Annotated in this window: 16 protein-coding genes; 8 read left to right on the top strand and 8 right to left on the bottom strand. The window is 71.9% G+C overall.

The window, feature by feature from the left end; translation table 11 throughout:
* Positions 1-154 precede the first annotated feature (154 nt).
* Both BKE41_RS29355 and BKE41_RS29350 read left to right on the top strand, forming a co-directional pair.
* Positions 155-1,681, top strand: coding sequence for a DUF1800 domain-containing protein (locus tag BKE41_RS29355; protein ID WP_071000590.1), 1,527 nt, complete (start codon positions 155-157; stop codon positions 1,679-1,681).
* Positions 1,678-2,865, top strand: coding sequence for a DUF1501 domain-containing protein (locus BKE41_RS29350; RefSeq protein ID WP_029359720.1), 1,188 nt, complete (start codon positions 1,678-1,680; stop codon positions 2,863-2,865). Before BKE41_RS29355 ends, BKE41_RS29350 begins: the two co-directional genes overlap by 4 nt.
* Positions 2,866-3,032: 167 nt before the next feature.
* Here BKE41_RS29350 and BKE41_RS29345 read toward each other — a convergent pair whose 3' ends face one another.
* Complete coding sequence (locus BKE41_RS29345) at positions 3,033-4,079, bottom strand: low specificity L-threonine aldolase (protein WP_012322425.1); 1,047 nt, start codon at positions 4,077-4,079, stop codon at positions 3,033-3,035.
* 222 nt (positions 4,080-4,301) lie between these two features.
* Between BKE41_RS29345 and rpsU the strand changes: the two genes are divergently transcribed.
* Positions 4,302-4,637 (top strand): 30S ribosomal protein S21, encoded by a 336-nt coding sequence (gene rpsU / locus BKE41_RS29340; protein ID WP_012322424.1) that lies wholly within the window; start codon positions 4,302-4,304, stop codon positions 4,635-4,637.
* A gap of 322 nt (positions 4,638-4,959) precedes the next feature.
* Here the strand turns inward: rpsU and BKE41_RS29335 are convergent, their stop codons facing one another.
* On the bottom strand, positions 4,960-5,352 hold the full coding sequence (locus BKE41_RS29335) for a response regulator (protein WP_012322423.1): 393 nt from the start codon (positions 5,350-5,352) through the stop codon (positions 4,960-4,962).
* Positions 5,353-5,673: 321 nt separating this feature from the next.
* Between BKE41_RS29335 and BKE41_RS29330 the strand changes: the two genes are divergently transcribed.
* A complete protein-coding gene (locus BKE41_RS29330) occupies positions 5,674-6,459 on the top strand; it encodes a class II glutamine amidotransferase (protein ID WP_012322422.1) in 786 nt (261 codons plus the stop codon).
* 101 nt (positions 6,460-6,560) lie between these two features.
* Positions 6,561-7,994: an NAD-dependent succinate-semialdehyde dehydrogenase gene (locus BKE41_RS29325; protein WP_071000589.1), complete on the top strand. Its 1,434-nt coding sequence runs from the start codon at positions 6,561-6,563 to the stop codon at positions 7,992-7,994.
* 39 nt (positions 7,995-8,033) lie between these two features.
* Here BKE41_RS29325 and BKE41_RS29320 read toward each other — a convergent pair whose 3' ends face one another.
* Positions 8,034-8,240, bottom strand: coding sequence for a SlyX family protein (locus tag BKE41_RS29320; RefSeq protein WP_012322420.1), 207 nt, complete (start codon positions 8,238-8,240; stop codon positions 8,034-8,036).
* Positions 8,241-8,607: 367 nt separating this feature from the next.
* Between BKE41_RS29320 and BKE41_RS29315 the strand changes: the two genes are divergently transcribed.
* Positions 8,608-10,083, top strand: coding sequence for a PAS domain-containing methyl-accepting chemotaxis protein (locus BKE41_RS29315; RefSeq protein WP_071000588.1), 1,476 nt, complete (start codon positions 8,608-8,610; stop codon positions 10,081-10,083).
* A 16-nt stretch (positions 10,084-10,099) separates the two neighbouring features.
* Here the strand turns inward: BKE41_RS29315 and BKE41_RS29310 are convergent, their stop codons facing one another.
* From BKE41_RS29310 to BKE41_RS29300, 3 genes are all read right to left on the bottom strand, one after another.
* Positions 10,100-11,254, bottom strand: a complete 1,155-nt coding sequence (locus BKE41_RS29310; protein WP_024828037.1) for a GGDEF domain-containing protein — start codon at positions 11,252-11,254, stop codon at positions 10,100-10,102.
* A 367-nt stretch (positions 11,255-11,621) separates the two neighbouring features.
* Positions 11,622-15,692 (bottom strand): Pls/PosA family non-ribosomal peptide synthetase, encoded by a 4,071-nt coding sequence (locus BKE41_RS29305; protein WP_071000587.1) that lies wholly within the window; start codon positions 15,690-15,692, stop codon positions 11,622-11,624.
* Positions 15,693-15,803: 111 nt separating this feature from the next.
* Positions 15,804-16,391: a histidine phosphatase family protein gene (locus tag BKE41_RS29300; protein ID WP_012322416.1), complete on the bottom strand. Its 588-nt coding sequence runs from the start codon at positions 16,389-16,391 to the stop codon at positions 15,804-15,806.
* Positions 16,392-16,486: 95 nt separating this feature from the next.
* Here BKE41_RS29300 and BKE41_RS29295 point away from each other — a divergent pair, with 95 nt between their 5' ends.
* Together BKE41_RS29295 and BKE41_RS29290 are read left to right on the top strand one after the other, a co-directional pair.
* Entirely contained in the window at positions 16,487-17,479 is a 993-nt protein-coding gene (locus BKE41_RS29295; RefSeq protein WP_024828040.1) for a polyphosphate kinase 2 family protein, read from the top strand.
* A 16-nt stretch (positions 17,480-17,495) separates the two neighbouring features.
* Positions 17,496-18,650 (top strand): AAA family ATPase, encoded by a 1,155-nt coding sequence (locus tag BKE41_RS29290; RefSeq protein ID WP_059409450.1) that lies wholly within the window; start codon positions 17,496-17,498, stop codon positions 18,648-18,650.
* A 116-nt stretch (positions 18,651-18,766) separates the two neighbouring features.
* Here the strand turns inward: BKE41_RS29290 and fabI are convergent, their stop codons facing one another.
* Both fabI and BKE41_RS29280 read right to left on the bottom strand, forming a co-directional pair.
* Positions 18,767-19,591 carry an enoyl-ACP reductase FabI gene (gene fabI / locus BKE41_RS29285; protein WP_012322413.1) on the bottom strand — a complete coding sequence of 275 codons (825 nt, stop codon included), beginning with the start codon at positions 19,589-19,591 and terminating at the stop codon, positions 18,767-18,769.
* Between the two features lie 127 nt (positions 19,592-19,718).
* Complete coding sequence (locus BKE41_RS29280) at positions 19,719-20,645, bottom strand: J domain-containing protein (RefSeq protein WP_012322412.1); 927 nt, start codon at positions 20,643-20,645, stop codon at positions 19,719-19,721.
* Positions 20,646-20,651: the final 6 nt, after the last annotated feature.

The raw sequence follows: 20,651 nt of genomic DNA, 5'->3' as shown, positions 1-20,651 counted from the left end.
TGGTGCGCGGCGCGGCACTCGCGCGGTCTCAGGATCGTGTAGCGGCAAGCCCCGATATTGGCAAAGACGGCGGCAGAATCGGGCCGCCTTTCAGGCACCGTACAGGGGGGCGGCACCACGCTTCCCCGGCCGATCCCCGCTCCGCGAGGCCCCGATGTCGCGCGCCGCACCACGCTGCTGTCTGGTCACCGCCCTGCTGCTCGCCGCGGCGGGCCCTGCGCCCCGCGCGGCCGAGGCGCCGCAGCGCGCCGCGGCCGACGCCGCCTTCCTGGATGCCCTGACCTGGGGCGCCACGCCGTCGGCCTTCGCGCGGCTCACCGCGGAGGGGCGGGCCCGCTGGCTCACCGCGCAGCTCCACCCGCCGGCCGAATCGCGCCTGCCGCCCGCCGCCCAGGCGCAGGTCGACGCGCTGACCCCGCCGGGGAGCCTGTTCGAGCGGGCCCAGGCCCTCAACGCGCAGGCCAAGGCCGCCAAGGACATCGCCGATCCCGAGGCCAGGAAGGCCGCGCAGCAGGCTTTCCAGGCGGCGCTCAACACGGCCGCGCGGAACGCCGCCTCCGTCTGGGTGCTGCGGGCGCTCTACAGCCCCGACCAGTTGCGCGAGCGGCTGACGTGGTTCTGGTTCAACCGGTTCAACGTTCACCAGGGGAAGTCGACCCTGCGTGCCGCCGTGGGCGACTACCTCGACACGGCGATCCGCCCGCACGTGCTCGGGCACTTCCGCGACCTGCTGATGGCGAGCCTGCGCCACCCGGCGATGCTCCGCTACCTCGACAACGACTCCAACGCGGCGGGCCGCCCGAACGAGAACTACGCCCGGGAGATCATGGAGCTGCACACGATGGGCGTGGGCTCCGGCTACACGCAGGGCGACGTCGAGGCGCTGGCGCGGATCCTGAGCGGCGTCGGCCTCGACATGAAGCCCGAGACCCCGAAGCTCCGCCCCGAGCACGCCGCCGATTTCCGCCGGGACGGCCTGTTCGCGTTCAACCCGGACCGGCACGATTACGGCGACAAGGTCTTCCTCGGCACGCGCATCCGGGGCCGCGGCTGGGCCGAGGTCGAGGAGGCGGTCGACCTGATCGCCCGCAACCCCGCCACCGCGACCAACGTCTCCCGGGCGCTGGCGACCTACTTCCTCGGTCAGCCGCCCGACGACGCGCTCGTCGCCCGGCTCGCCGCCGTCTTCACGCGGACCGACGGCGACATCGCCGCCGTGATGGAGGCGCTGGTGCGCGAGCCGGCCCTCGCGGCCGGGCGCGCCGGCGCCTTCAAGGACCCGGTCCGCTACGTCTTCTCGGCCCTGCGCATGGCCTACGACGAGCGCGTCATCCGCAACGCCGGCCCGGTGCTCGGCTGGCTGAACCGCCTCGGCGAGGGCCTGTTCAACCGCTCAACGCCGGACGGCTACCCCCTCGATGCGGCCGCCTGGACCGGGCCGGGACAGCTCGCGACGCGGTTCGAGGTCGCCCGGCAGATCGGGTCCGGCTCGGCCGGCCTGTTCAAGCCGGCGCTGCCCGATCAGCCCGAGGAGCCGGCCTTCCCGGTGCTCGCGAACGGGCTCTACTTCGCGGCGTTGTCCGGCACCCTGTCGGCGGCGACGCGGGCGGCCCTCGCACAGGCCGTCTCGCCGCAGGACTGGAACACCCTCTACCTCGCCTCGCCGGAGTTCATGCGATGACCCGTCGCGACCTGATCCGCGCCGCCGCGGCCCTCGGCCTGTCGACGGTGGCCGGCCGCGTCTGGGCCGCCCCGAAGGCCGACGCGCGCCTCCTCGTGGTGTTCCTGCGCGGCGCCTACGACGCCGCCAACGTGGTGATCCCGACCGGCAGCGACTTCTACTACCGGTCGCGGCCGAACCTCGCGATCGCCAAGCCCGACGCGTCGGACCCGAGGGCGGCGCTGGCGCTCGACGCCGACTGGAGCCTGCACCCGGCGCTGCGCGAGACGCTCCTGCCGCTCTACGCCAGGGGCCAGGCCGCCTTCGTGCCGTTCGCCGGCACCGACGACCTGACCCGGAGCCATTTCGAGACGCAGGACACGATCGAGATGGGCCAGACGGTCGGGGCCGCCCGCGACTACAATTCCGGCTTCATGGCCCGGCTCGCCGCGGAGCTGACGCGGGTCCGGCCGATCGCCTTCACCGACCAGATGCCGCTGATCTTCCGGGGCGGCGAGACGGTGCCCAACATCGCCATCAACGGCGTCGGCAAGCCCGGCATCGACGACCGGCAGGCCCGCCTGATCGCCGCCATGTACAGCGACACCAAGCTGGCCGCCGCCGTGACCGAGGGGTTCCGGGTGCGCGACGCGGTCTACCACACGATCTCGGACCATGCCGGCCAGGCCGACCGCGGGGCGGTCTCGCCCAAGGGCTTCGAGCTGTCGGCCCGGCGGATCGGCCGCCTGATGCGCGAGAATTTCAACCTCGGCTTCGTGGATGTCGGCGGCTGGGACACCCACGTGAACCAGGGCGCCGGCACCGGCTACCTCGCCGACCGGCTCGGCGAGCTGGGGCGCGGCCTCGCGGGCTTCGCCGAGGAGATCGGGCCGGGCTGGTCCGACACGGTGGTGGTCGTGCTGTCGGAGTTCGGGCGCACCTTCCGGGAGAACGGCAGCCGCGGCACCGACCACGGGCACGGCAGCGTCTACTGGATCCTCGGCGGCGGGGTGCGCGGCGGCCGGATCGCGGGGCCGCAGGTGCGGACCGACGAGGCGCACCTGTTCCAGAACCGGGACTATCCCGTACTCACCGACTATCGCGGGCTGCTGGGCGGCCTGATCCGGCGGCTCTACGGGCTCGACCCGGCGAGCCTGCGGCGGGTCTTCCCGAGCGCGGACCCGGCGGATCTGGCGCTGCTGTAGGGGGCGAACCGCGGCCTCGCGCGGTTCCATTCCTCTCGAGCCCGGGTTTCCGATCCCTCCGTCATCGCGAGCGCACGTCGCGCCAGCGTACTCACACCGCTGAGGGAAACCCGGCACCGGCGCGCGAAACACCTCCGGTGCGGCTCCGAACCGCTGTGTCCAGCGGCTCAGGCCGCCGCGGCCGCCAGCGCGCGCAGGTCGCCGACCAGCTCGTCGACCCGCTCGGGCCGGGCATCCCAGGCGAACATGAAGCGCGCGCCTCCGCCGATGAAGGTGTAGAATCGCCAGCCCCGGGCGCGCAGGCCCTCCATCGTGGCCGCGGGCATCGTCAGGAAGACCGCGTTCGCCTCGACGGGAAACAGCGCCCGCACGCCCGGCAGCCCGGCGACCGCCTCGGCGAAGCGCCGGGCGCAGGCGTTGCCGTGGGCCGCGTTCCTGAGCCACGCGCCGCTCTCCAGCATGCCGACCCAGGGCGCCGCGAGGAAGCGCATCTTCGAGGCCAGCTGTCCGGCCTGCTTGCAGCGGTAGCCGAAATCCTCGGCGAGCGCGGCGTCGAAGAACACCACCGCCTCGCCGGCATGCATGCCGTTCTTGGTCCCGCCGAAGCACAGCACGTCGATGCCCGACCGCCACGTCATGTCGGCCGGGCTGCAGCCGAGACTCGCGCAGGCGTTGGCGAAGCGCGACCCGTCCATGTGCAGGGCGAGGCCCAGCTCCCGGCAGGTCGCCGACAGGGCCCGCAGCTCGGCGAGGCTGTAGACCTGCCCGGTCTCGGTGGGCTGCGTGATCGTCACCACGCGCGGCCGCGGGAAGTGGATGTCGCTGCGGTTCTGGGCGAGCCCGCGGATCGCCTCCGGCGTGAGCTTGCCGCCCTCCGTCCGGACGGTCAGCAGCTTCGAGCCGTTCGAGAAGAATTCCGGCGCGCCGCACTCGTCGGTCTCGACATGGGCCGAGTCGGCGCAGATCACGCTGTGGTAGGACTGGCACAACGCCGCCAGGGCCAGCGCGTTGGCGGCCGTGCCGTTGAAGGCGAAGAACACCTCGCACGGGGTCTCGAACAGGTCCCGGAACGCGTCGGCCGCCCGGGCAGTCCAGGCGTCCTCGCCGTAGGCCGGGGCGTGGCCGCGATTGGCCGCCTCCATCGCCGTCCAGGCCTCCGGGCAGATGCCGGAATAGTTGTCGCTGGCGAATTGCTGCGAGTCGTCGTGTCTCATCCGCGCAACCTAGCACGGCGCAGGCGCAGATGGATCGCGCGGACAGGTTGGAACTGGTGCGCGCTTGGTGTAATAGCCCCGTCAAGGCGTGAGCTCCACGCCGATTCGGAAACCGACGTTCCCGTCCCTCCCGGGTTCTCACCGGGCGAGGGACGTTGCCGGTTTCCAGATCGGCGGCGGGCCACGTGAACCCAGATATCCAGGTCCAGAGGATCAAGTCCGTTGCAGGTACTCGTTCGCGACAACAACGTCGATCAAGCGCTCCGCGTCCTCAAGAAGAAGATGCAGCGCGAGGGCATCTTCCGCGAGATGAAGCAGCGCAAGGCTTATGAGAAGCCGTCCGTGCGCAAGGCTCGCGAGAAGGCCGAGGCCGTCCGCCGCGCCCGCAAGCAGGCCCGCAAGACCGCGATCCGCGAGGGCCTGATCGCCGCGCCGAAGCCGAAGCCCCGCTTCCCCGCCGGCGGCCGCCGTCCCGGCTTCCCGTCGCCGTCCGCCGCGCAGGGCCAGGGTGGCAACGCCGCCGGCCAGACCCCGGTCAGCCCGGCCCCCGCCGCCTGAGCGACATCTCTCCGGTCACGAGAAAGCCCGGCCTGCGCGCGCAGGCCGGGCTTTTTCTTTGGGTTGCGTCGCGGCCGGATGGAGGCGCCCGGTCACGCGAGCCGCGTGTGGCGCGGGGTCCCCTCTCCCGCACGGGAGAGGGGGCATGGCGCGGCTGTCTCGAACCGGGTCACCCTTCCGACCCGCGGCGACACGAGCCGGAACAGCTCGAGGTCCCGGCGCCGCAGCCGGGCGGCGATCGGGTCGCAGCGCTCGCGATGACGTGAAGGGGGTCGGCCGGCGCGCGCTCGGGCCGCCAGCTCAGGCCGCCTTGGCCGCCAGCTCAGGCCGCCTTGGCCGCCATGGTGGCGTGCTCGGCCTGGACCAGCACGTCGAGGGCCCGCCAGGGCTTCTGCATGTAGACCGCCTGGTCCGGGAGCCGCGCGTCCCGGCTCGCGCCGGAGGTGACGACCACGCGCACGTCCGGCCAGCGCCGCTTCACCGCCTGGGCGAGCGACACTCCGTCCATGGCACCGGGCAGGCGCACGTCGGCGAAGAGAAGCGCCACCGTCACGTCCGCGCGCTCCAGCACCGAGAGCGCCGCCTCCGCGCTCTCGCAGGCGATCACGCCGAGGTCGGTCTCCTCGAGCACCGCCGTCGCGAGATCGCGCACAGCCGCGTCGTCCTCCACGACGAGCGCCACGGGGGCGGAACTATCGGGCGTTGCGCGATCCATTAAAGTCTCCTGATGCCGGTGCCTTGCCCCGCGTCGGGCGGTCGCCTGTAGGGCGAACTTCTGATTCCCCGATTCGGCCATGCTGATCCTTCATGAGGCGGCTCACAAGAGTCGCCTCGCTCGGACGGCGAATGCCTGCCCTGCGGACAGACGGCCCCAATTTCATGCGGAACGCACGAAAATGGCGCAGTTTCCGGGCGGTTAAGAAACTGTTCACCGGAGTGGACCGACTGTTAACGTCCTGCGACCGAACGTCCCCACCCGCGCGGGGGCGTCTCGCCGGACCGAACGCGGCCCAGAGCTGAAGGATCATCGTCCGACATGTGCCGTTTCCTCGCCTACAGCGGTGAGCCGGTCTTCCTCTCCGACCTCGTCTGCGCGCCGACCCACTCGCTGGTGCACCAGTCGCTGCACGCCGACGAAGGGAAGACCGAGACCAACGGCGACGGCTTCGGCATCGGATGGTACGCGGAGCGGCCCGAGCCGGGTGTCTATCGCGATATCTCCCCGGCCTGGTCCGACGAGAACTTGGTGAACCTCTGCGGGCAGGTGCGGGCGCGGACCTTCTTCGCCCACGTGCGCGCCTCGACCGGGACGGCCACCGCCCGGGCCAACTGCCATCCCTTCGTGTACGGACGCCACCTGTTCATGCACAACGGCCAGATCGGCGGCTACCACCGGATCAAGCGGCGCCTGGAGGCGCTGATCCCGGATTCCTACTACGACCACCGCCGCGGCAGCACCGACTCGGAGGCGATCTTCCTCCTGGCCCTCGCCAACGGCCTGGAGGCGGATCCCGTCGGCGCGATGGCGCGGACGCTGAAGACCGTCCGTGAGCTGATGGAGGCGGCGAATGTCTGCGAGCCGCTGCGCTTCACCGCGCTGCTCACGGACGGCGAGACGCTGACCGCCTATCGCTGGGCCTGCGACGGCCGTCCGCCGAGCCTGTACTACCGCGAGGGGCCGGGCGGCATCGTGGTGGTCTCGGAGCCGATCGACGGCTGCCGCGAGGGCTGGCGGGTGGTCCCCAAGGGCGCGACCCTGCGCGCCCGCCACGGCACCGCGACCCTCGTCGAGGCGCCGGAGCCCGCCCGCGCCGCCGCCTGAATACAGTCGGCGCCAGCCATGCCGCCGCGGGGATTGCCGGGGCGCGCCACATCGCCACATTCCGCCTGCGGCCGATGGTGCGGCCGAGCGGGAATCGACCGATGTATCCGGATACCGAGCTTCACATCGCCGGGCGCTGGCGCGCGGGTGCCGACCGGGACACCCTGGGGGTCCTGAACCCCGCCACGGGCGAGACGATCGGCCAGTGCGCGGTCGCCACCACGGCGGATCTCGACGAGGCCCTGGCGGCGGCCGCACGCGCCTTCCCGGCCTGGCGCAAAGTCGCCCCCTTCGAGCGCGCCAAGGTGATGCGCAAGGCGGCCGACCTGCTGCGCGCCCGCGTCGAGGAGATCGCCCGGATCATGACCCTGGAACAGGGCAAGCCCCTGGCCGAGTCGCGGATCGAGACCCTGGCCGCGGCGGACATCATCGACTGGTTCGCCGAGGAGGGTAAGCGCGCCTACGGCCGCGTCATCCCGGGCCGCGCCGACGGCGTGCTGCAGGCCGTGGTGCGCGAGGCGGTCGGCCCCGTGGCCTGCTTCACGCCCTGGAACTTCCCGATCAATCAGGCGGTCCGCAAGATCTCGGCGGCGCTCTGCACCGGCTGCACGGTGATCCTGAAGGGTCCCGAGGACACGCCGGCGAGCTGCGCTGCCCTGGTCCGCGCCTTCCTGGATGCCGGCATTCCGGGCGACGCGCTCTCGCTGGTCTACGGGGATCCCGAGGCCATCTCGACCTACCTGATCCCGCACCCGGTGATCCGGAAGATCTCGTTCACCGGCTCGACGGTCGTCGGCAAGAAGCTCGCGGCGCTCGCGGGCGAGCACATGAAGCGCGCCACGATGGAGCTCGGCGGCCACGCCCCCGCGATCGTGTTCGGCGACGCCGATGTGGAGAAGGCGGTGGCCGTCCTGGCCCCCTCGAAGTTCCGCAATGCCGGCCAGGTCTGCGTCTCGCCGACCCGGTTCCTCGTGCACGACTCGGTCTTCGACCGCTTCGTCGAGGGCTTCACCACCTTCGCCAAGTCGGTGAAGGTCGGCGACGGGCTCGATCCCGAGACCAAGATGGGCCCGCTGGTCCATGGGCGGCGCCTCGACGCCGTCACGGCGCTGGCGGCGGACGCCGAGTCGAGCGGCGCGACGCTGCGCGCCGGCGGCAAGCGCATCGGCAACCAGGGCAACTTCTTCGAGCCGACGGTCTTCACCGAGGTGCCGCTGACCGCCCGGATCATGAACGAGGAGCCCTTCGGTCCCCTGGCGATGATCAACCGGTTCTCCGACGACGAGGAGGCGCTCACCGAGGCGAACCGCCTGCCCTACGGGCTCGCGGCCTACGCCTACACCCGGTCCGCCGAGCGGGCGGCGCGGGTGTCGAACGCGGTCGACAGCGGCATGATCTCGATCAACCACCACGGCCTCGCCCTGCCGGAGACCCCGTTCGGCGGCGTCAAGGATTCGGGCTACGGCAGCGAGGGCGGCCCGGAGGCCCTCGACGCCTACCTGGTCACCAAGTTCGTCACGCAGGCGAATTTCTGACGTCTCGGCCGGTGCGCCGCGGCGCACCGGCCCCTCCCCTCAGTAGTGCGGCGGCGGCGGCTCCGGCCCCCGCGGCGCCGCCCGGGCAGCCGCCTCCTCCACCTGCTCCCGCAGCAGGTCCAGCTGCCGGACGAGCCGGTCGATCACGCGCCACTGCTCGGTCACGGTCCGGTTCAGATCCTCGATCGTCGCGTCCTGCTCGGTGAGGCGCATCTCCAGACGATCGATCCGTGTGGCCTCGTCCATGTCGGGTCTCCCGTCAGTGCCGTGCCGCGAATCGGCCTCGATCGCGTCGTGCCGCCGGCTCTCGGCCCCCTCCTAGCGCAGGCCGCGAGCCGGGCAACCGGGGCGGCAGCGCCCAGGCATGACCGGCCGCACAATCCCGGCCACGCGACAGAGAGCTGCAATATCCCGCGATCGACCGGGCATGATATATACGTCGACACGGATCGACGCCCGCGAAAATACATTTCTCTACAATCGATATAGGCTAGACAGACTTCCACGGTCGCGCGACCGCTCGCACCCCGGCGAGAACATGCCATTGACGGATTTTTAAGCGCGTCCCCCTATGATCGTCACCACTCTACAGATCAGGCGGGCACAGGCTCCGATGGCGATGTTTGGTTCACGCGACGACGCCCTGCTCGCGGCGATCGACCGGACGATGGCGCGGGTCGAGTTCGACCTCGACGGCACCGTCACCGACGCGAACGCGCTGTTCCTCGACCTTCTGGGCTACACGCTCGACGAGGTGCGCGGCCAGCACCACCGGGTGTTCGTTCCGGAGGACGACCGCGCGGGCCAGGACTACGCCGCGTTCTGGGACCGGCTGCGCGCCGGCCAGCACGAGGCCCGCGCCTTCCGCCGCGTCGCGAAGTCCGGCGAGGTCGTCTGGATCCAGGGCTCGTACAACCCGATCCTCGACCGGCGCGGCCGGCCGACCAAGGTCGTCAAGCTCGCCACCGACATCACCGAGGAGCGCGCCCGCAACGCCCGCCACGCCGGTCAGATCGCGGCGCTCGACCGCTCACAGGCGGTGATCACCTTCGCCCTCGACGGGACGATCACGGACGCCAACGCCAACTTCCTGTCCACCATGGGTTACACCCTCGAGGAGATCTGCGGGCGGCATCACCGGATGTTCCTGCCGCAGGCCGAGGCGGCGAGCGCCGGCTACGCGGCGTTCTGGGCCGCCCTCGGCAACGGCGAGTATCAGGCCGGCGAGTTCCGGCGGATCGGGAAGGGCGGCCGCACCGTCTGGATCTTCGGCGCCTACAACCCGATCCTCGACGCCGACGGCAGGCCCTGCGCCGTCGTCAAGTTCGCCACCGACGTCACCCGTCAGGTCGAGGATCGGCAGCGCCGGGCCGAGGGCCAGCGCGCCATCGACGCCGACATCGCGGCGATCCGCGACTCGATGAGCCGGGTTGTCAGGCAGGCCGACGACACCGCCGAGTCTTCGAGCCAGACCGCGCGGAACGTCGAGGCGGTCGCCGCCGGCTCCGAGGAATTCGCCGCCTCCATCGAGGAGCTGAGCCGCCACGCCCTGCAGGCGAAATCGTCGGTGGACCTCGTCGTCACCCGCGCCGAGGAGGCGGGGGCGATCGTCGTGGGCCTGACCGGTGCCGCCGACCGGATCGGGGCGGCGGTGAGCCTGATCCGCTCCATCGCCGACCAGACGAATCTCCTCGCGCTGAACGCCACCATCGAGGCGGCCCGCGCCGGGGTCGCCGGCAAGGGCTTCGCCGTCGTCGCCGCCGAGGTGAAGGCGCTCGCCGAGCAGACCGCCAAGGCGACCGGCGAGATCGGCACCCAGATCGCCGCCGTGCAGGCCGAGACCTCCCGGGCCGTGGCGGCGATCGACGGGATCGGCGCCACGATCGAGCAGCTCAGCGCGATCTCCCTGAGCGTGTCGTCCGCCGTCACCGAGCAGGCCGCGGTGACCCGCGACATGACCGAGAACATGCAGTCCGCCGCGCAGAGCGTCGCCGCCGTCCACGCCGCCATGGCGGAGATCGCGGCCTCGGCGGGCGTGGTCGACGCCTCGGTCCGCAAGGTCTCGGAAGCCGCCCGCGCCCTCGCGTGAGCGGCCCGCGCCCGCCTCAGGCGGCGCGGGTCGCGGCGGGCTCCGCCACGGCGACCCGGTCGCGCCCGCCGTTCTTGGCGACGTAGAGGGCGGTGTCGGCCCGCCGCATCAGCGCGTCGAACGCGATGCCGGCGCGGGCCTGCGCGATCCCGATGCTGACGCTGACGCGCAGAGCCGGAAGCTCGGGGATGCTGAGCTGCGCGAAGGTCTGGCGCAGCTCCTCGGCCCGGGCCAGGGCCTCGGCGGGCGACACGTCCGGCAGCAGGCAGGCGAATTCCTCCCCGCCCAGGCGGCCCAGCAGAGCCTCGCGGGGCAGCAGGGTCATCGCCATGGTGCAGAAGCCGACGAGGACCGCGTCGCCGACCCCGTGACCGAAGCGGTCGTTGACGGCCTTGAACCGGTCGAGATCGAACAGCAGCAGGGCGGCGTCGCCGTGCCGCGCGATCGCGGCCTCGGCGGCCTGCGCGAAGGCCCGGCGGTTGCGCACGCCCGTGAGCGCGTCCGTGGAGGCGGCGATGCGCTGCTCGCGCTCGGCCCGCTCCTTGACCAGCGCCATGAAGGTGAAGGCCGAGGCGATCGAGAACATGAGGGTGACGAAGCACAGGATCGCCACCCAGGGCGACGCGAGCGGGCTGAGACCCGGCTGCGGCGGCGCCACCAGCGTCGCGGGGATCCGCACGACGTAGAAGGTGCCGTGCAGCCCCAGGATGGCGGCGGCGGCGAACCGGGAGGCGAGCCGCTCGGCGCGACCGCGCCAGATCTCCGCGGTCGCCGCGCAGCAGTAGAGCGCCGCCACCGCCGAGGCGTAGATGATGCGGGCCTCGATCGACGCGTAGAAGGTCGGGATCAGGCACAGGACGCACCAGCCCAGGGCGCCGGCCGTCGCGATACCCAGCCGCGGCTCGCGGTGCTCGAACGAGCGGACGCCGCTCCAGATGAGACCGTAGGCGGCGAGCACCACGGCGTTGGCCAAGCCCACAGAGATCAGGTCGGGGATCTGATTGCGCAGCGCGAGGCCGGCCGATCCGGCCGCGCCCACGAGATGCGCCGCACCCCAGTAGGCGAGCACGCGCGACTCGGGCGCCTGCCGCCACGAGGCCATGAACAGCGTGCCGACCAGGAAGGTCGTCGCCGCGCTGACGACCAGCAGGGTGGCGGGATCAAGCTGCACGGACGACTGTCAATCCTCGACCCGGACGTCGGCGCCGTCCCCGCCCCGCATCGCAGTCTGGCCGAGCAACGATCCGGGCCTCGGCACGATAACACTCTATCCAAGAGGAAGCCACAATAAGCTAGATTAGAATTCCAACACGGGACAAAGGTGCTAGTACACCGGCATATTCGTCCCAGAGTCTAGCGGGGCTCTTGCGCAGATTTCGGCGACGCCGCCCGGCTCTGACCTTGGCCTGCCCCCTCCCCGCACGGTCCTGAGACGCCGGGGTCGGACAGGCCATCACCGTGCCGGCGTCTCCCGCAGATCGAGCCGCGGCGCTCCGACACGCCGCCAGCGAGCCGGAACCTTAGACGTGTTCCGTCGGTCAGGCGCGGTGGACCACCGGGACCGCGGGCGCGCCCTCCCACTCGGTGTTGGCGGGGATCGACTCGCCCTTCATGACGATGGTGAGCGGCCGCAGGCGGGCGTAATCCCCGACCTTCGTGTCGTACAGCACGGTCGAGAACGCGCCGACCGAGACGCCGCGCCCGACGACGACGCGGCCGATCTTCATGATCCGGTCCTCGTAGAGGTGGGTCTGCAGCGCGGAGACGCGGTTGATCGTGGCGTAGTCGCCGATGGTGACGCAGTCGAACTCGGTGATGTCGGTCGTGAGCATGCACACGCCCTTGCCGACCTTCACGCCGAACAGCCGCAGCACCCAGGGGAGGAAGGGCGTGCCCTGGAGGTGTTCGAGCAGCACCTTGCCGGCGAGGCCCCAGTAGGCCACCGCGATCGCCTCGGTGCGCATCGCCCACCACGACCACATCGGCTGCATGCCGGGCTTGTAGACGCCCATCAGCAGCCACTTCATGGCGATGACCGCCGAGGACTGGATCAGCGCGATGGCGACGCTCGCCCCGACGAAGCTGTAGGCCAGCCCCCACCAGTCCTGCTCCAGGATGGCCGGGTAGAAATACCAGTCGATCGCCGTGATCGCGAGGGTGATGTAGAGCATCGGCGAGAACGAGGTCGCGAAGGCCTCGAAGACGCCGCGCCGGATCTTCGGCCACGCGCCGGGCTCGTAGGTCTGGGCAGTCGAGCCGAGATCGACCTTCTGGCGGGCCGGCAGCCGGATCGGCGGCGAGCCGAACCACGTCTCGCCCGGGCTCATCGCGGCGTTCTCGGGCGGCTTCGACTTGATCCCGATGAGCACGTCGTCGGGGATGACGGCGCCCGGCGGCACCACCGCGTCGTTGCCGACGAAGACCCGCGCCCCGGTGCGGGTCGGCTCCAGGTGCATCCAGCCGCGCCGGATCTCCTCCTCGCCGTACACCACCTCGTCGGCGACGAAGTTCTTCGCGCCGACCTCGGCGAGGTCGTAGCGGCCCGCGAGGTTGGTCGAGATCTCGGCACCGTGGCCCATATTGGCGCCCATCAGCCGGTACCACGCCCGCATGTAGACGGTCGCGAACAGCGACGAGAGCGTCTCCAGCGTCACCTCGACCGCGAGGGCCAGCGACCATTTCCGCAGGTAGAACAGCGAGTGGACCGAGTAGGTGCCGGACCGCGTCCGCGGCAGCACGATCCAGCGGATGCCGGCGATCAGCAGCACCGTGCCGGCGGTCATCAGCATGGCGGTGGGCCACGTGAGGATCGGCAGGTACCAGTGGTAGTCGACGTCGGTGATGTCGGAGAGCGAGTCCGAGATCTGGTCGAAGATGAAGAAGGCCGGGAAGATCGGCAGCAGGCCGACCGCCGGGATGGCGCCGAGCAGCACGACGTAGGCCGCCAGGAAGGCCGCGCGGCGCGCGAAAGACGCCTCGGCGGGCGCGGGCAGGTCCGACGGCTCGGCCATGCCGACCTTGCGGCCGGGCGAGCCGTCCCAGCGCTCGGCCGCGCCGACCCGCGAGCCCGCCGGGATCGTGGTCAGGTCGGCGATCTCCGCCTGCGGGCCGATCACCGTGTCGTGGCTGATCACGCAGGAGGTCCCGACCGCCGCGTCCGCGCCGATCTCGGCCGTGCCGATGACCAGCTCGTTGCCGACGATCTCGGCGTTGGCGATGACGAGGCGGCCGCCCAGGGACGCGCCGTCGCCGATGGTCAGGAGGTCGGGCGCGCCGATCTCGATGTCGGAGATCAGGGTGTCGCGGCCGACATTGGCGCCCATGAGCCGCAGGTAGATCGCGATGGCCGGCGAGCCCTGCAGCCACTTCACGTGGACGAGGGGCGCCAGCCGCTGCGCGAGCCACCAGCGGTAGTAGTAGGTGCCCCAGAGCGGGTAACGGCCCGGCCTGGTCCGGCCGAGGATCAGCCACTTGCCGGCCACCGCCGCCACCGCGGTCACGCCGTTGATCGCCACGTAGACGAGGAGAAGCACCCCGAGCTCGGCGAAGAAGCTCAATCCCCCGCCGGTGAGCAGCAGGTAGGTCACGAACATGCCGAGCCACTGCGCGGTGGCCAGCGCGATCACGAAGGGTAGCGCGACGAGCTGCGCGAGGCCGCAGAGCGCCCGGCGCAGCAGCGGCGGCGGCTCGAAACTCAGGTCGCGCGTCGCGGCCCCGGCCCCCATCCCGCCCGTGCGGGCGATGAGCGCGTCGGCCATCGCCCGCACGGTGCGCAGGGCGTAGACGTCGGGCAGGGTGATACCGGCGAGCGGCGGATTCTCGCGCACCGCCGAGACGAAGCGGGCGGCCAGGAGCGAGTGGCCGCCGAGATCGGAGAAGAAGTCGCCCTCGAGAGCGATCGGCTGGTTGCCGAAGATCTGCTTGGCGGCCGCGACGAGGGCCGCCTCGGTCTCGTTGGCGGGCGGCTCCTGCTCGCCGTCCGCGGCGACCACGGTGAGCGGGGCGATCTTCAGCGCCTTGCGGTCGACCTTGCCGGAGGTCAGGCGCGGGAGCGTCTCGGCCACCTCGAAATGGCCGGGCACCATGTAGGGCGGCATCTGCCCGGCGAGCGTCCGGCGCAGGGCGGCGGCGTCGATGGACCGGCCCCGCTCCGGGATCAGGAAGGCCACGAGGCGGTCGACGCCGTCGTCCTGCCGGAGCACGACGGCGGCCTGGTTGATGTCGGGCACCGCGCGGATCCGGGACTCGATCTCGCCCAGCTCCACGCGGAAGCCGCGGATCTTCACCTGGTCGTCGATCCGGCCGTGGAACACGATCCGGCCCGCGGCATCGAGGGAGACCGCGTCGCCCGAACGGTACAGGACGGGGTCGGTCCCGTCCGACGCGAAGGGGTTGGCGATGAACTTCTCCGCCGTCAGCTCGGGACGGGCGAGGTAGCCCCGCGCGACGCCGGGACCGCCGATCAGCAGCTCGCCCTGCTGGTCGCGGCCGAGCAGGGAAAGGTCCTCGCCGGCGACGTAGACGGAGTAGTTCGGGATCGGGCCGCCGATCGTCACCGGCTCGCCGGGGCGCATCTCGGCCGCGGTCGCCACCACGGTGGCCTCCGTGGGCCCGTAGGTGTTGAACAGCTGGCGCCCGCCCGTCGCCCAGCGGGCGATCAGCGGCTCGGGCAGCGCCTCGCCGCCGAGCAGGACGAGGCGGACCCGCGGCAGGTCGCCGGAGATCATCGCCAGCAGCGTCGGGACGGTGTCGAGCACCGTGATGCCCTCGGCCTCCAGGATGCCGGGGAGCGATTCCAGGTCGCCCATCATGGCGGGACTCGCGACGAACAGGGTCGCGCCCACGAGGTACGGGACCCAGATCTCCTCCATCGAGAGGTCGAACGCCACCGAGGCGCCCTGGAAGACCACGTCGTCGGCGCGCATCCCGTAGAGGGCGTTCCCCGACCTCAGGAAGTGGCAGATGTTGGCGTGGCTGATGACGATGCCTTTGGGCACGCCGGTCGAGCCGGAGGTGTAGATCAGGTAGGCGGGGTGCTCGGGCGTCAGCCCGGCCGCGCGCGGGTCCGGCACCGGCGCGTCGGCGGGCGTTCCGGCGTCGAGGTCGGCGGGCGTCAACGCGGGCGCGGCGTCCGGCGCCGCGGCGGCGAGCGCCGGGGAGACGAGCAGCGCCTTCGCGCCCGCGTCGGTGAGGCAAACGCCTACCCGGTCGGCCGGCGCCTCGGCATCGAAGGGCAGCCACGCCGCCCCCGACATCGTGATCCCGATCTGCGCGACGAGGAGGTCCGGGCCGCGGGCCATCCACAGGCCGACGACGTCGCCGGGACCGATGCCGCGATGGACGAGGCCGGCGGCGATCCGGCCGGCCCGGGCGGCGACGTCCGCGTAGGTCAGGTGCGGGTGGACGCCCCCAGCCTCGACCCGGGCGCCGTCGACGAGGCAGGGATGGCCGGGCCGGGTCGCGGCCGAGTGCAGGAAGATCTCGGCCAGGACTTCGTCGCGGATCAGGTCGGGCCGGTGGTCGCCGCGCAGGATCGCCGCCGCGTTCCCGAGAGGCGCGGGCTCCCCGGCCGCCGGGCCGGGCCGGGTCTTCTCGGCGACGTCGCTCATCCGCTGCTCCGCTGGCCGGCCGCTCGAGCCGGCGCCTGTCCTGGCCGCCGCCCTATAGCCTGCCGATCATGCCGTTATCGAGGCGGCTTTGCACTGCGCCGGCGCACAGGATCAAGCCCAGCGCCAGCCACCGGGCTCGAGGATCAGGACCTCGCCCTGGCGGATGCCGAGGCGGGGCGCGGCGTAGATGTCGAGGTGGCCGAGGGCCACCAGGGCGGCCCGCGCGACGCCGCCATGGGCGACGATCACCGTGTCCCGCTCCAGGGCCGCGATCATCGGGCCGACGCGCTCGACGAGGCCGGCGTAGCTCTCGGCGCCGAGGCCGGGCGGGCGGTAGTGCCAGCGGTCGCGGTCGCGGCCGGCAGCCCCGGCCGGGTCGCGGCGCCGGATCTCCGCCCAGGTTGAGCCCTCCCAGCTGCCGAAGCCGATCTCCCGCAAGCGCGGATCGGTGCGGTACGCCTCCGGCGGCAGGCCGAGGGTCGCCCTGAGGATCTCCATGGTGCGCCGGGTGCGCTTGAGCGGGCTCGCGACGAACTCGGCCGCCGCCAGCGCCGGACCCGCCGCGGCGGCGAGGCGCTCCGCCACGGCGGCGGCCTGCGCCTCGCCCTGGGCGTTGAGGTCGGTGTCGCGCCCACCCTGGAGGCGTCCCTCGGCGTTCCAGGCGGTCTGGCCGTGCCGGATGAAGTAGATCGTACCCAACCTCTCAACCCCGTCCTGCACAGGCGTTCGGAACAGCCTGGATTACCGGCCGTTCTCGCCGTCGGTCGGCAATATCCGGAAACAGGTCCTGCCCCATGTCCAAGAAGCACGGCAAGCATCATCGCGGCCACAAACGCGATGACGGCATGACAGGTGAGGCCGATCTGCATGGCCCCACCGTGGATCACCGCCCGTCGACGGCCCGCTGGGCCGGCAGCGTCGACGCCGTGGCCGAGTCCGTCCCGGCGGCGCTCGGCCAGCACGGGCCGGTGCCGATCCGCCCCGCGCCGGGCATCGTGGCGGTGGAGCCGGGCGCGCCCGTCGATCTCGGCACGGTCGATCCCGACGATGTCGGCGGCCTCGACAAGGACTGGGCCAAGGACGCCCTCGCCACGGAGCGCGAGCGCATCGTCGCCCTCCAGGAACGCCTCTACGCCGAGCGCGCCCGGAGCCTGCTGCTGGTTTTCCAGGCGATCGACACCGGCGGCAAGGACGGCACGATCCGGTCGGTGCTCAAGGGGGTGAACCCGCAGGGCTGCGCCGTGGCCTCGTTCAAGGTGCCCTCGAGCGAGGAACTCGATCACGATTTCCTGTGGCGCTACCACGCCCGCGTGCCGGGGCGCGGCATGATCGGGGTGTTCAACCGCAGCCACTACGAGGACGTGCTCGTGGTGCGGGTAAAGGGCCTCGTGCCGGACGCCGTCTGGCAGAGCCGCTACGGCCGGATCAACGATTTCGAGCGCCTGCTCGTCGAATCGGGGACGACGGTCCTCAAGTTCTTCCTGCACATCTCCAAGGCGGAGCAGAAGAAGCGCCTGGAGGCCCGGATCGCCGACCCCGAGAAGCACTGGAAGTTCGACCCGGCCGACCTGGTCGAGCGGAAGTCCTGGGACGCCTACCAGCAGGCCTTCGCGGACGCCCTCGGCCGCTGCTCGACGGCCCGGGCGCCGTGGCTGGTGGTGCCGGCCAACCACAAGTGGTTCCGCAACTACGTGATTGCCCGGACCGTGGCGGATACGCTGGAGGCCATGGACCCGCGATTCCCCGAGGCCGCCAAGGGCATCGCGGATCTGACGGTTCCGGACTGAGGCGGGAGAGCCCGGGATGCTGGTGGTTCGGGAGGTCGCGGTCTCGGGCTACCGCTCGCTGCGGCGGATCAGCTTCCCGGTCGACGCGCTGTCGGTCTTCGTCGGGGGCAACGGCACCGGCAAGACCAACCTCTACCGGGCCCTGGAGCTTCTGCAGGCCGCCGCCCGGGGAACCCTGACCCGCGACCTCGCCGCCGAGGGCGGCATGGATTCGGCCCTCTGGGCCGGCCGCCGGCGGCAGGGCGAGGCCGCGCGGATCTGCCTGTCGGCGACCCTCCGCCACGACACGATCGCGCAGGATTTCGTCTACGCGGTCGAGATCGGGCTGGTGCAGCAGGTCGGCGGAACCACCTTCGGCGCCGCCTTCCGGAAGGAGCCGCAGGTCAAGACCGAGCGCCTGACGGTCCGCACCCGCGGCCGCACGGCCGTGATCCTCGATCGCGACGGGCGAAGCGGGTTCGTCCGCGACGCGGAGGGCCGGAAGCGCGCCCTCGGCGGGGACCTGCTGCCCACCGAGACCGCCCTCGGGAGCCTCCTCGACGCCACCGGCCATCCGGAGATCGCCGCGGTCCGCCTCGCCCTGACGGGGTGGCGCTTCCACCACGATTTCCGGACGGATGCCGAGTCGCCCCTGCGTCGCCCCTGCCTCGCGGTGACGACGCCGACGCTCGCGTCCGACGGCGCGGACCTCGCCGCCGTCTTCGCCACCCTGGCGCATATCCGGCAGGACACGACCGAGATCGACGCGGCCGTCGACGGAGCCTTCCCGGGCGCGGCGCTCGTCCTCCCGGAGCCCGGCCGTCACGCGAGCTTCGGCCTGCGCTTCCCCGACTTCCCCGCCCGGACCTTCGATCCGCCGGAACTGTCGGACGGCACCCTGCGCTACCTCGCCCTGACCGGAGCGCTGCTCGGCTACCGGCTGCCGCCGTTCATCGCGCTGAACGAGCCCGAGACCAGCCTGCATCCCGATCTCATGGATCCCCTGGCGCGGCTGATCGCGCGGGCCGCGGAGCGGACGCAGGTCTGGCTCGTGACGCATTCGCAGCGGCTGGCGGCGGGGATCGCGCAGCACGGCAACGTCCGGCCGCGCACCGTCATCAAGCGCGACGGCGAGACCTGGATCGACGGCCTCAAGCTCTCGGGGGAGTTCGACGAGGCGGACGAGGCGTGACGATGGTCAGCCTGGTCGCGCCGCCTTCCCCACGGGCGCGGCCGAGAGACCCGGGCGGAGGCGCCACGCAGGCCGTCGCGCCGTCGCAGATCACGGCGCCCCGGACGACCGAGGCCTCAATCCTTGTCGAGGGTGAGGTCCGGCGCCTCGGGGTTCTTCATGCCGACCACGTGGTAGCCGGCATCCACGTGGAGGATCTCGCCGGTCATCCCGGCCGCCATGTCGGAGACGAGGTAGGACGCGGTCTCGCCGACCTCGCCGATCGTCACGGTCCGGCGCAGGGGCGCGTTGTACTCGTTCCACTTCAGGATGTAGCGGAAATCGCCGATGCCCGAGGCGGCGAGGGTCTTGATCGGGCCGGCCGAGATCGCGTTGACCCGGATGTTCTTCGGTCCGAGATCGGCCGCGAGGTAGCGCACCGACGCCTCCAGCGCCGCCTTGGCGACGCCCATGACGTTGTAGTGCGGCATCCACTTCTCGGCGCCGTAATAGGTCAGCGTCACCAGTGAGCCGCCCGGGCGCATGATCTTCTCGGCGCGCTGGGCCACCGCGGTGAACGAGTAGCACGAGACCAGGAGCGACTTGGTAAAGTTGTCCTCGGAGGTCTCGATGTAGCGGCCCGTCAGCTCGTCCTTGTCGGAGAAGGCGACGCAGTGAACGACGAAGTCGATGCCGTCGGGGAAGACCTTCGCGGCCTCCGCGAAGACCGCGTCGATCGTGGCCGATTCGGTGACGTCGCAGTGCCCGATCACGTGGGCGTCGAGTTCCTTGGCGAGGGGCTCCACGCGCTTGCGCAGGGCGTCGCCCTGGTAGGTGAAGGCCAGTTCGGCCCCGTGGGCGCGGGCGCTGCGGGCGATGCCCCAGGCGATCGAGCGGTTGTTGGCGACCCCGAGGACGATGCCCCGCTTGCCCGCCAGAAGGCCCTGCCCGTGTTCCGCCATGATCGATCCCGAAGCCGCGCGACCCCTCTCGGGGCCGGGGGGCCTCCTTAGCGGAGGCGGCCCGGCGACGGAAGTCCGGGACGCCACCGAGCGCGGTCAGGCGCGCCCCGAAGGCTGTTCCCGCCCGTCAGGCCGCATTGGTGGCCCGGCGGCCGCGGGCGAATTCGGTCAGGGCCGCGTCCTCGCCCTCCGGCAGGACGATCGCCGTGGTGGCGAACAGGTCCCCGCGGGTGCCGTCCTTCTTCGGCAGCCCCTTGCCGCGGAGGCGGAAGGTCCGGCCGGAACTCGTCATTGCCGGAATCTTCATCTCGACGGCACCGGTGAGCGTCGGCACGCGGATCGTGCCGCCGAGCACGGCATCCTCCAGCGGAACGTCGACGCCGGTGCGCAGGTCGGCCCCCTCGACGGTGAACCGCGGGTGCGGCCGGATCCGGATGGTCAGCAGGGCGTCGCCCGGTTCGGCCCGGGGCCCGCCGCTCTGGCCGAGGCCGCGCAGCCGGATGGTCTGGCCGTCGACCACGCCGCGGGGAATGACGACGTCGACCTCACGGCCCGTGGGCAGAGCGAGACGCAGCTTCTCCTCGCTGGCGACCTGCTCCAGCGTCACCAGCAGCTCCGCGGCGACGTCCTCGCCCTTGGCCGCCTGGCGCTGGCCGCCCGGACCGGCGCCGCCGGCGCGGAACGCCTCGCCGAAGATGTGCGAGAAGATGTCCTCGCCCATGCCGCCGCCCATGCCGCCGCCGCGCTGGGCGCGCGCCATGTTCTCGAAGTCGAAATTGCCCCCGCGTCCGCCGCCGAAGCCTCCGAATCCCTCGAAGCCGGTCGCGCGCGGCTTGCCCTCGGCGTCGATCTCGCCGCGGTCGAACTGCTTGCGCTTCTCGGCGTCGCCCAGGATCTCGTAGGCCGAGTTCGCCTCGGCGAACCGGTCCTTGGCCTTCGCGTCGTTCTTGTTGCGGTCGGGGTGGAAGTCCTTGGCGAGCTTGCGATAGGCCTTCTTGATCTCGGCCTCGCTCGCCCCCTTGGCCACGCCCAGCACGTCGTAGGGATTGCGCATGGATCT

The sequence above is a fragment of the Methylobacterium sp. C1 genome, from assembly GCF_001854385.1.
In the GTDB taxonomy this organism is placed as follows: domain Bacteria; phylum Pseudomonadota; class Alphaproteobacteria; order Rhizobiales; family Beijerinckiaceae; genus Methylobacterium; species Methylobacterium radiotolerans.
The sequence above is the reverse complement of the archived record's forward strand: the minus strand, read 5'-3'. Positions and strand labels throughout refer to the sequence as shown.